At 71.9% G+C, this 12,788-nt stretch carries 1 protein-coding gene; it reads right to left on the bottom strand.

All coding sequences use genetic code 11. From position 1 onward, the window contains the following. A partial coding sequence (locus D7X12_RS14215; RefSeq protein WP_120625816.1) for a non-ribosomal peptide synthetase occupies window positions 1-12,781 on the bottom strand: 12,781 nt, incomplete at its 3' end. Window positions 12,782-12,788 lie beyond the last annotated feature (7 nt).

Here is a 12,788-nt window from a genome sequence, read left to right as displayed (position 1 = left end):
GGGCGGGGGTGGGAGCCTCGGCGCGGCCGAGCGCACCGCCCGACTCACGCTCCAGGCGCAGGGCGAGGCCGTGGACGGTGGGGTGCTCGAAGAGCCACACCACGGGCAGCTCGTGCTTCAGCTCCTCCCGCAGGCGCGTGGAGACGCGCACCACGGAGAGGGACGTGCCGGCCAGGTCCTCGAAGAAGTGGTCGTGTACGCCGACGCGCTCGAGGCCCAGCTCGCGCGCCCAGATGGCCGCGATCTTCTCCTCCAGCGGGTTGCCGGGCTCCACGAAGCGGCCGGTGCCGCCGGACGCGGTGGCGGTGGGCGCGGGCAGGGCCTTGCGGTCCACCTTGCCGTTGGGGTTCAGCGGCAGCGCGGGCAGCACGACGAAGGCCGACGGCACCATGAACTCGGGCAGCCGCTGGCGCAGGTGCTCGCGGAGGTCCGTGGGGGTGAGGGCGGTCGCGGGCGTCGCGGGGACGGCGTAGGCGACGAGCCGCTTGTCGCCGGGCACGTCCTCGCGCACCAGGACGATGGTCTCACGCACGCCGGGCGTGGACATCACGGCCGCTTCGACCTCCGACAGCTCGATGCGGAAGCCGCGCACCTTCACCTGCGTGTCGATGCGGCCCAGGAAGTCCACCGCGCCATCGGGACGCCAGCGCGCCAGGTCGCCCGTGCGGTAGAGCCGCTCTCCGGGACGCTGGCTGAAGGGATCCGGGATGAAGCGCTCGGCCGTCAGGTCCGGGCGGGACAGGTAGCCTCGCGCGAGGCCGTCACCGCCGATGCACAGCTCGCCGGGCACGCCCACCGGGACGGGCCGCAGGTGCGCATCCAGGATGTACTCCTGCGTGTTGGAGATGGGCGGGCCAATGGGGACGCTCGTGCCCACGTCCTCCGCCCGCGTCACCCGCAGGCAGTTGGAGAAGACGGTGCCCTCCGTGGGGCCGTAGCCGTTGGTGACGGGGACGCCCAGCGTCTCAATCACCTTGCGCGTGTGCGTGGGCGACAGGATGTCGCCGGCGGCGATCACCTGCCGCACGCCGCGCAGCATCTCCAGGCCCACGTCCACCACCTGCGAGAACAGGCCGGTGGACACGTAGAGCGTCGTGACGCCGTGGCGCCGCAGCACGTTGCCCAGCAGCTCCAGGTCCGTGGGCGGCTGGGGCGGGAAGACGGCGAGCTTGCTGCCGGTCAGCAGCGCGGCCCAGACCTCCATGGTGGAGATGTCGAAGGAGATGGGCGCCATCAGGAGGAGCGTCTCCTGGGGTCCCATGTCCACGTACTTCGCGCCGTACATCAGGCGCAGCACGCCCCGGTGCTCCACCGCCACGCCCTTGGGCCGGCCGGTGCTGCCCGACGTGAAGTCCACGTAGGCCAGGTTGCGCGGGAGCGGCCGGACGCCCGTGGGCGACGTGGGCTGTCCGTCCAGGCGCAGCTCCTCCACGAACAGGCAGGGCACCGCGTCCGACACCGGCAGGCTGGGACGCAGCGCCCGCGTGGTGAGCAGCAGCCGGGGCGGCGCGTCCTCCAGCATGTACGTCAACCGCTGCGTCGGGTACGCGGCGTCCAGCGGCACGTAGGCGCCACCGGCCTTGAGGATGGCCAGCAGCGCCACCACGATTTCAGTGGACCGCTCCAGGCACACGCCCACCAGCGAGTCCAACCCGATGCCGTTGTCGCGCAGCAGGTGGGCGAGCTGGTTCGCACGCGCATCGAGCTGCGCGTAGCTGAGGCGCTCGTCTCCGAACTCGAGCGCGATGGCGTCCGGACGCAGGGCGACCTGGTGCTCGAACAGCTCCGGGATGGAGCCCTCGCGCGGGTAGTCCACGTCGGTGGCATTCCAGTCCACCAGGAGCTGCTGGCGCTCGGGCGGCGTGAGCCACTCCAGCGTGGACAGCGGGGCTTCCGGTGCGGCGACGATGGACTCCAGCAACGCGCGCAGGTGGCCCGCCATGCGGACCGCCGTGGCGTGCTCGAACAGGTCGGTGCTGTATTCGAGGACGCCGCGCAGGCCGTCCGGGGACTCGGAGAGCAACAGCCCCAGGTCGAACCGGGCGGTGGCGTTCTCCACCTCCACCGGGCGCAGCGTGAGGCCCGGGGCCTTCAGCTCGCCCTGCGGCGCGTTCTGCAGCGCGAGGATGACCTGCACCAGCGGATTGCGGCTCAGGTCGCGCTGGGGCTGCAGCTCCTCGACGAGCTTCTCGAACGGCAGGTCCTGGTGCTCGTAGGCCGCGAGCGTGGTGTCGCGCACCTGCGAGAGCAGCGCGCGGAAGGAGTCCTTCGCGCGCACGCGACCGCGCAGCACCAGCGTGTTGACGAAGAAGCCGACCAGGCCCTCCAGCTCACCGTGGCGACGGCCCGCGACGGGCGAACCGACGAGCAGGTCCTCCTGGCGCGTGTAGCGGGACAGGAGCACCTGCCATGCGGCGAGCAGCGCCATGAACGGCGTGGCGTTCTCCTGCCGCGCGAGCCTCACGAGTCCCTGGGTCAGCTCCAGGGGCAGGTGCACGGGCAGCAGTCCGCCGCGCGAGGAGCGCAGGGCCGGACGGGGCTTGTCGGTGAGCAGCTCCAGGACGCGCGGCGCCCCGGCCAGGTGCTCCATCCACCACGTCACCTCCTGATCGAGCACGTCGCCCTGGAGCCACTGGCGCTGCCACGCGGCGAAGTCGGCGTACTGCACCGGCAGGGGCGGCAGCGCTGGCGTCGTCCCGGTGGTGAAGGCCGCGTAGCCGGCGGCCACCTCGCGCACCAGCACGCCCATGGACCAGCCGTCGGAGACGACGTGGTGCATGTTGAGCAGCAGGACGTGGAGCCTGGCGTCCAGGCGCAGCAGGCGCGTGCGCAGGAGCGGGCCCGTGCCCAGGTCGAACGCCGTGCTGGCTTCCTCCGCGGACAGGCGGTGCGCCTCGGCTTCGCGTTCTCCGGCCGGCAGCGGCTCCAGGTCGGTGAGGGGGAGCGTCCACGAGGGTGCCAGGTGGACGCGCTGGACGGGCTGGCCGTCCTTCAGCGCGAAGGTGGTGCGCAGCGACTCGTGGCGCGCGACCAGGTGCTCCAGGGCGCGGCGGAGGGACTCGACGTCCAGCGTGCCCTCCAGCCGGACCGCCACGGGGATGTTGTACTGGCTGCCGCCGGGCTGGAGTTGATCCACCACCCACAGCCGCTGCTGGGAGAAGGACAGGGGCAGGTCCGCGTCGCGGCGCACCGGGCGCAGCGGCGGGAGCTGGGACGTCGTCGCGCGCGAGAGCAGCAGCGCCTCCACGTGCCCGGTGAGACGGGCCACGGTGGACGCGTCGAAGAGCGTGCGCAGCGGCAGCTCCACGCCGAAGGTGGAGCGCACGCGCGAGACGAGCTGCGTGGCCAGGAGCGAGTGGCCTCCCAGCGCGAAGAAGTCGTCGTGCAGCCCCACGCGCTCCAGGTTCAGCAGCTCGCCGAAGAGGGCGGCGATGCGCTGCTGGAAGAGGGTCAGGCTCTCCGGCGCGGCGGGCGTGGAGGCGGTGGCGAGCGCCCGGGCATCCGGGGCCGGCAGCGCGTGGCGATCCAGCTTCCCGTTGGGCGTCAGCGGGAGCGCGGGCAGCGACACGAAGGCCGACGGCACCATGTGGGCCGGGAGCCGTTCGGTGAGGAAGGCGCGCAGGGCCGCGGTGTCCGGCTCCGGCGCGGTGGGCACCACGTAGGCCACGAGGCGGTGATCGCCAGGAGCCTGCTCGCGCACCAGGACGACGGCTTCGCGCACCTGCGGGTGCTGGAGGAGGAAGGCCTCCACCTCCGCGGGTTCGATGCGGAAGCCGCGCAGCTTCACCTGTGCATCCACTCGGCCCACGAAGTCGAGCGTGCCGTGAGCGTTCCAGCGCGCCCGGTCTCCCGTGCGGTACAGCCGCGCTCCGGGGAGGTTGCTGAAGGCGTCGGGCACGAAGCGCTCGGCCGTCAGGGCGGGCTGGCCCAGGTAGCCCCGCGCGAGCCCGACGCCGCCCAGATACAGCTCACCGGGGACGCCCGTGGGCACCGGCTGGCCGTGCGCATCCAGCACGTAGGCGCGCATGCGCGTCAGCGGCCCGCCAATGGGGATGGCGGTGGCATCGGCCGGCAGGCCCGCGACCTCCTGCGAGGTGGAGCAGACGGTGGCCTCGGTGGGGCCGTAGAGGTTCACCAGATGCTGCGGGCCCTGCGCTCCGAGCACTTGGAGCGCCGCGCGTGCATCCGCCTTCTCTCCGCCGAAGAAGAGGTAGCGCATGCCCGCGAAGGCCGACGGCACCTCGCGCGCGACCTGGTGGAAGAGGGCGGTGGTGAGAAGGGCCGTGGTGGCGCCCACGTCCTTCAGGCGCTTCGCCAGCGCTTGCGGTGACAGCGTCACGTCGCGCGGGATGACGGCCAGCCGCGCGCCGTTGAGCAGCGCGCCCCAGATTTCAAAGGTGGCCGCGTCGAATGACGGCGTGCCCACCTGGGCCATGCAGTCCGTGGAACGCAGGTCCACGTAGTCCGTGTCCCGCACGAGGTGGACGATGGAGCGGTGGGTGATGCCCACGCCCTTCGGCAGGCCCGTGGAGCCGGAGGTGTAGAGGACGTACGCGAGCTGATCCGCCGCGATGCGAGGGCCCTGGGGCGCCTGCGTGGACTGGCGCGCGAGCAGCGGCGCGTCCGAGTCCAGGCACACCGTGGGGAGCGCGTGCTCGGGCAGCGAGTCGCGCAGGGACTGCTGCGTCACCACCGCCGACACGGCGGAGTCCTGGAACATGAACGCCAGGCGCTGCCGGGGATAGGCGGGCTCCAGCGGCACGTAGCAGCCGCCGGCCTTGAGGATGCCCAGCAAACCGACCATCAGGTCCAGCCCGCGCTCCACGCACAGTCCGACGCGCGCCTCCGACGGGAGGCCGAGCGAGCGAAGGTGGTTCGCGAGCTGGTTGGCGCGTGCGTCCAGCTCCGCGTAGGTGAGCGTCTGCCCCTCGTGCTCGACGGCCACGGCGTCCGGAGCGCGCCGGACGTGCGACTCGAAGAGGCACGGGAGGGTGTCCTCCACGGGGACGGTAGAGCGCGTCGCGTTCCAGTCCACGAGCACGCGCTGCCGCTCCGGGCCCGCGAGGAGCGAGAGCGTGGACAGCGGGGCGTCCGGACGGGCGCACAGCGCGTCGAGCAGGACGCCGTAGTGCTCCATCATCCGGAGGACGGTGGATGCGTCGAACAGGTCGGTGCCGTAGCCGATGGAGCCGGTGAAGCCCTCGGCGGTCTCCTGGAAGTTGAGGTCCAGGTCGAACTTCGCGGTGGTGGCTTCGGCTTCACGCAGCTTGAGGCTCAGGCCGGGCAGCTCCAGCGCGCCCACGTGCGCGTTCTGCAGCGCGAAGGACACCTGGAAGAGCGGCGAGCGGCTGGCGTCACGTTGCGGCTGGAGCGCTTCGACGAGCTTCTCGAAGGGGACGTCCTGGTGCTCGTAGGCCGCGAGCGTAGAGCGCTTCACCTGACGCAGCAGGGCCCGGAACGAGGCGCGCGAATCAATGCGCGCGCGCAGGACGAGCGAGTTGACGAAGAAGCCGATGAGGCCCTCGGTCTCCGCGCGGTTGCGGTTGGCGATGGGCGCGCCGACGGAGACATCCTGCTGCCCGGAGTAGCGCGAGAGCAGGAGCTGGAAGGACGCCAGCAGCACCATGAACGGCGTGGCGCCTTCCTGCTGCGCCAGGGTCTTGAGGGCGCTGGAGACAGACGCGTTCAGCGAAACAGGAAGCGAGGCGCCGCGGAAGGACTGCACCGCGGGGCGAGGCCGGTCGGTGGGCAGTTCCAGCGCCGCGGGCGCACCCGCGAGCTGCTGACGCCAGAAGTCGAGCTGCGCTTCGAGCACGTCCCCCTGGAGCCACTGGCGCTGCCAGACCGCGAAGTCGGCGTACTGCACCGGCAAGGCAGGGAGGTTCGGGGACTGCCCGGTGGTGAAGGCGCGGTAGAGGGCGGCGAACTCGCGGACCATGACGCCCACGGACCATCCGTCCGAGGCGATGTGGTGGGTGAGCACCACCAGCACGTGCTGCTTCGCGTCCAGGCGCACCAGCACGGCGCGGAAGAGTGGGCCTCGCGACAGGTCGAACGGACGCGACGCGTGCTCGGCGATGAGGCTTCGCAGACGAAACTCACGCTCGGAGGCCGACAGGGACTCCAGGTCGATGCGCTCGAAGGCGCACGGGGCAGGCGGCGCGATGCGCTGCACGGGGCCGCTCGGGCCCGGAGCGAAGGTCGTGCGCAGCACCTCGTGACGGCGCACCAGCGCGTCCAGGGCCTGCTGGAGCGCGGCGGCGTCGAGCTCTCCCTCCAGGTGGAGGACGCCCGGGACGTTGTAGACGGTGCTCCCGGGTTCGAGCTGATCCAGGAACCACAGCCGCTGCTGCGCGAAGGAGAGCGGCAGGGCGCCGTCGCGCGACACCTGCACCATCGGCGGAGCCTGGGGTGCGAGAGCCAGCGTGCGCACGCCATCGATGCGTCCCGCGAGCGCTTCGAGCGTGGGCGCCTCGAAGAGTGCGCGCAGGGGCAGCTCCACGCCGAAGGCCGCGCGGAGACGGGAGACGAGCTGCGTGGCCAGGAGCGAGTGGCCACCGAGGGCGAAGAAGTCGTCCCCGGCGCCCACCGCGTCGAGCTTCAGCACGTCGGCCCAGAGGGTCGCGAGCTGGCGCTCCGTGTCCGTCTCGGGCGCACGCGATGCGGCGCGCACCACGGAGCCGGCGTCGGGCGCGGGCAGGGCCTTGCGGTCCACCTTGTTGTTGGCGTTGAGCGGCAGCGCGTCCATCAGGACGAAGGCCGCGGGCACCATGTATTCGGGCAGGTGCTGCTTGAGCGTGGTGCGCAGCGTGTCTGGCGTGGGCGCTGGTTCGCCCTGCGTGAGCGGCGCCGGGACCACGTATGCGACGAGGCGCTTGTCTCCGGGGCTGTCCTCGCGCACGAGGACGATGGCCTCGCGGACGCCGGGCACCTGACGCAGGACGGTTTCAATTTCGCCGGGCTCGATGCGGAAGCCGCGCAGCTTCACCTGGAAGTCGGTGCGGCCCAGGAAGTCCAACGTGCCGTCGGCCAGCCAGCGCACCTTGTCGCCGGTGCGGTAGAGGCGCGCTCCCGGTGTGGTGCCGAAGGGATCCGGCAGGAAGCGCTCGGCGGTCAGCGCCGGCTGCTGGAGGTAGCCCCAGGCCAGTCCTTCGCCACCGACGTACAGCTCGCCGGGTACGCCCACGGGCACGGGCTGGAGGTCCGGATCCAGCACGTAGGCCGTGGAGTTGGAGATGGACCGGCCGATGGGCAGCGAGCCGCCGACGGGCGTCCCGGGCTCCAGGGGCTGGCTGGTGGAGAACGTGGTGTTCTCGGTGGGCCCGTAGACGTGGAAGAAGCGCGTGCCCGGGCGCATGCGCAGCAGGTGCTCGCGAGCGCGCGCCAGGGGCATGGCTTCGCCGCCGGCCATGAGCTGGGACACGTTCGCCAGGGCCTCGGGTTCGTGCTGCACCAGCTGGGCGAAGAGGGCGGTCGTGATGAAGAGAGAGGAGACGCGGTGGTGCCGCAGCAGCTCCGCGACCTCTTCCAACGACAGCGCGTGCGGAGGCGGCAGCACCAGCCGGGCGCCGTGGAGCAGCGGGCCCCACAGCTCCAGGGTGGAGGCGTCGAACGCGACGGGGGCCAGCTGGAGGAAGACCTCCTGGGGCCCGAAGCGCAGGAAGGTGTTGTCACGCACCAGCCGCGTGACGGCGCGCTGGGGAATGCAGACACCCTTGGGCCGGCCCGTGGAGCCCGACGTGAACATCACGTAGGCCAGGCTGTCGCCGCCCACGCCCGGGACTTCCAACGCGGAGTCCGGCTTTGACGCGAGCCGCGTGCGCCAGTCGGCATCGAAGCAGAACGTCGAGCGGAAGAGGGGCGACAGGGACGCGGTGAACCGCTCCTGCGTGAGGAGCAGGTTCGCGCCGACGTCCTGGATCATCAGGGCCAGGCGCTCGTGCGGGAGGGCCGCGTCCAGCGGGACGTAGGCGCCCCCGGCCTTGAGGATGGCGAGGATGGAGACGACCAGCTCGAACGAACGCTCCAGCGAGAGCGCGACGCGGGAGCCATGCCCGACACCGAGGCTCCGGAGCTGATGCCCGAGCTGGTTCGAGAGCGCGTCGAGCTGCGCGTACGTCAGCTCCTGCTTGCCCTGCACGAGGGCGATGGCGCCCGGGGTGAGCGCGGCCTGCCGAGAGAAGAGGGCGGCCAGGGACGGCTCGCGCGGGTAGTCGCGGGCGGTGGCGTTCCAGTCCACGAGCACGCGCTGGCGCTCGTCGCCGGTCAGCAGCGCGAGCGTGGACAGCGGTGCATCCGGCCGGGCGCACAGCGCGGCCAGCAACACGCCGTAGTGCTCCATCATCCGGCGGACGGTGGACGCGTCGAACAGGTCGGTGCTGTAGCCGATGGAGCCGGCGAGGCCTTCGGCGGTCTCCTGGAAGTTGAGGTCCAGGTCGAACTTCGCGGTGGCCGTCTCAGGCTCGCGCAGGCTCAACCGAAGGCCGGGCAGCTCCATCGAGCCCGTGGGCGCGTTCTGCAGCGCGAAGATGACCTGGAACAGGGGTGAACGGCTCAGGTCGCGCTGGGGCTGGAGCGCCTCGACGAGCTTCTCGAAGGGGACGTCCTGGTGCTCGTAGGCGGCGAGGGTGGACTGCTTCACCTGGCGCAGCAGGGCCCGGAAGGAGGCGCGCGAATCAATGCGCGCACGCAGGACGAGCGAGTTGACGAAGAAGCCGATGAGGCCTTCGGTCTCCGCGCGGTTGCGGTTGGCGATGGGGGCGCCGACCGAGACATCCTGCTGCCCGGAGTAGCGGGAGAGCAGGAGCTGGAAGGACGCCAGCAGCACCATGAACGGCGTGGCGCCTTCCTGCTGCGCCAGGGCCTGCACCGGATCCACGATGGCGCGCGGCAGGAGGACCGGGAGCGAGGCGCCCCGGAAGGACTGCACCGCGGGACGGGGCCGGTCGGTGGGCAGCTCCAGCGCCGCGGGCGCACCGGCGAGCTGCTTGCGCCAGAAGTCGAGCTGCGCTTCGAGCACGTCCCCCTGGAGCCACTGGCGCTGCCAGACCGCGAAGTCGGCGTACTGCACCGGCAGCGGGGGCAGGCTCGGGACCTGTTCGGTGAAGAAGGCGCGGTAGAGCGTGGCCAGCTCGCGCACCATCACGCCGAGCGACCAACCGTCCGACACGATGTGGTGCAGCGTCACGAGGAGCGCGTGACGCGTGGGCTCCAGCCGCAGCAGGGTGGCGCGCAGCACGGGCCCGTTCTTCAGGTCGAACGGGCGCAGGGCCTCTTCGGTCGCGAGGCGCCGGGCCTCGGTCTCGCGGGCGTCGGGCGACAGGTGCGCGAGGTCGACGAGGGGCAGCGCGGTCAGCCCCGTGGCGTGGATGACCTGGACGGGGGAGTCGCCGTCGGGCGGGAAGGTGGTGCGCAGGACTTCGTGGCGCTCCACCAGGGCGTGCAGGCTCTGCTCGAGGGCCTTCGGGTCGAGCTCGCCCTCCAGCCACACCACGCCGGGCACGTTGTAGAAGGCGCTGTCGGGCTGGAGCTGATCCAGGAACCACAGGCGCTGCTGCGAGAAGGAGAGCGGCAGGGCCCCCTCGCGCGACACCCGCACCAGGGGCGGTGCCTGCTTCGCGGCGTCGGTGTTGGCGGAGTCCAGGCGCGCGGCGAGGGCCGCGAGGGTCGGAGCCTCGAAGACGGCTCGAAGCGGCAGCTCCATGCCGAAGACGGCGCGCACGCGGGAGACGAGCTGCGTGACTCGCAGCGAGTGGCCTCCGAGCGCGAAGAAGTCATCCTCCGCGTTCACCGCGCCCAGGTTCAGCACCTCCGTCCAGAGTGCCGCGAGGCGGCGCTCGGTGTCGGTGGAGGGCGGGCGCGAGGGGACGCGCACCACGGCGCTCGCGTCGGGCGCGGGCAGGGCCCGGCGGTCCACCTTGCCGTTGGCGTTGAGCGGCAGGGCCTCCAGCAGCATGAAGGCCGCGGGCACCATGTACTCGGGCACTCGCGCGCGCAGGTGCTCCCGGAGTTCGGACGGTGAGGGGTGGGAGGTGTCCGGGCCGGCCGGCACCACGTACGCGACGAGGCGCTTGTCGCCGGGGACATCCTCGCGAACGAGGACGATGGCTTCGCGGACGCCGGGCACCTGGCGCACGGCGGCTTCGACCTCGCCGGGCTCGATGCGGAAGCCGCGCAGCTTCACCTGGAAGTCGGTGCGGCCCAGGAAGTCCAACGTGCCGTCGGCACGCCAGCGCACCGAGTCGCCCGTGCGGTAGAGCCGTGCACCCGGCGTGGTGCTGAAGGGATGCGGGACGAAGCGCTCGGCCGTCAGGGCCGACTGGTGCAGGTAGCCCCACGCGAGCCCCTCGCCACCGACGAACAGCTCGCCGGGCACGCCCACCGGTACGGGCCGCAGCGCCGCGTCCAGCACGTACGCCGTCGAGTTCGCGATGGGACGGCCGATGGGAACCGACGCCCCCGGCGCGTCCGCGGGCCGCAGGGTGTGCGTCGTGGAGAACGTCGTGTTCTCCGTGGGGCCGTAGCCGTTGATCAGCACGGCATCGGAGGGAACCCGAGCCAGGTGCTCACGCACCCGCTGGACGGGCAGGACGTCACCACCCGCGAGCACCTGGGGCACGGTCGCCAGGGCGTCAGGGTGGTTCAGGACCATCTGCTCGAAGAGGGCGGCCGTCAGCCAGAGCGTGGTGACGCGGTGGTTGCGCAGCAGCTCCGCCACCTCGGACAGCGAGAGGTCCTGCGCGGGCGCGAGCACCAGGTGGGCGCCGTGCAGCAGCGCGCCCCACAGCTCCAGGGTGGAGGCGTCGAACGCGGCGGGGGCCAGCTGGAGGAAGACCTCCCGCGGTCCGAAGCGCATGAAGCCGTTGCCGCGCACCAGTCGCACGACGGCGCGGTGGGGCACGCACACGCCCTTGGGTCGGCCCGTGGAGCCCGACGTGAACATCACGTAGGCGAGGCTGTCGCCGCCCGCGCCGGAGACTTCCAGCGCGGAGTCCGGCACTGAGGCGAGCTGCGCACGCCAGTCCGCGTCCAGGCAGAGCGTCGCGGGGACGAGCGGGGAGAGCGTGTCCGCGAAGCGCTCGCGGGTGATGAGCAGGCGCGCTCCGACATCCTGGAGCATCAGCGCCAGCCGCTCGCGCGGGTGCGAGACCTCCAGCGGGACATAGGCCGCGCCCGCCTTGAGGACGGCGAGCAGGGACACCACCAGCTCGAAGGAACGCTCCAGGCCCAGGACGACGAAGTCACCGGGGCGGACCCCCAGCTCCTGGATCCGCCGGGCCAGTTGGTTGGCGAGCGCGTCAAGCTGCGCGTACGTGAGCGACTGGCCCTGGAAGGAGAGGGCGATGGCGTCGGGCGTGCTGTGCGCCTGGGCCTCGAAGAGCGAGGGGATGCCCTCGGACGCCGGGAACTCCGCGCGGGTGTCGTTCCAGGCGTGCAGGACCTGCTGACGCTCCTCGGGCGTGAGCAGCGTGACGTCCGCGAGCCGCGCCTCCGGTGCGCCGAGGATGGACTCCAGCAGCGTGGCGACGTGGCCCAGCATCCGCTGGACCGTGGCCGCGTCGAAGCGGGCCTCGTCGTAGGTGAGTTGCAGCTCCAGGTCCGTGGCGTCCGGGAGCACCACGAAGCTCAGCGGATAGCCGGTGCGCGCGTGCGTGCGCGCGAAGCCCTCCACCGGCAGTCGCGCCGTCATCTCGGGCGCGAGCCCACGACGCGGCAGGTTCTCGAAGATGACCAGGCTCTCGAAGAGGGGCTGGCCCCGGGGCACGTCGCTCCACCCCTGCACGTCCACCAGCGACACGTATTCGTAGTCACGCGCGGCGAACTGCTCCGCCTGGAGCGCCTTCAGCCACGTCAGCACTGACGCGTCGGAAGGCAGCCGCACACGGCTCACCTGCGTGTTGATGAACGTGCCCAGCATGCCGTCCACGCCGGGCAGCGAGGGCGGACGTCCGGACACGACCGTGCCGAAGGCCACGTCGTCCTGTCCGCTGTACCGGCCCAACGTCAGCGCCCACGCGCCCTGCACCAGCGTGCTCAACGTCACCTGGTACTGCCGCGTGAAGGCCGACAGCCGGCCACTCAGCCCCGCACCGGGACGCAGGGACTGGGTGCCGTACGCTTCCACCTCCGTGCCGGGCGCGGACGGACGGTCCGACGCGAGGGGCGTGGCGGCTCGGAAGCCCTCCAGCCGCTCGCGCCAGAAGCGCTCCGCCTGTCCCCGGTCCTGCTTCGACAGCCAGCCGATGTAGTCCCGGTAGGGCCGGGCCGGCTCCAGCTTCGGCTCCTCGCCGCGGCTGAGCGCGTCGTAGGTGAGGAACAGCTCCCGCATGCACACGGGCAGCGACCAGCCATCCATCACGAGGTGGTGGTAGCTGAGCATGCACCGCGTGAGCGCGGGCCCGCAGCGCACCAACGTGAAGCGCAAGAGCGGCGCCGCGGACAGGTTGAAGCCCTCACGCTGGTCCTGCTCCAGGCGGGCCGCGAAGCGCGCTTCCTGCGCCTCGGGCGGCACCTGGGTCCAGTCCTCCAGACGCCACGTCGGCTCGATGAGCCGGCGCACCGCCTGGAGGGGTTCCTTCATGCCTTCCCAGAAGAACGCCGTGCGCAGGGGCGTGTGCCGCCCCACCATCCGCTGCCACGCCTGTTGGAGCATGGGCACGTCCAGCTCACCGCGCCAGGACCAGTAGACCTGTTCCACGTAGGTGCCCGGCGCGCCGAGCGTGTGGAACAGCAGGCCCTGCTGCATGGGCGAAAGACGGTAGATGTCGTCGACGTTCTTCATGGTGTTG

Origin of the sequence: Corallococcus sicarius (assembly GCF_003611735.1) — a bacterium.
GTDB lineage: Bacteria > Myxococcota > Myxococcia > Myxococcales > Myxococcaceae > Corallococcus > Corallococcus sicarius.
The sequence above is the reverse complement of the archived record's forward strand: the minus strand, read 5'-3'. Positions and strand labels throughout refer to the sequence as shown.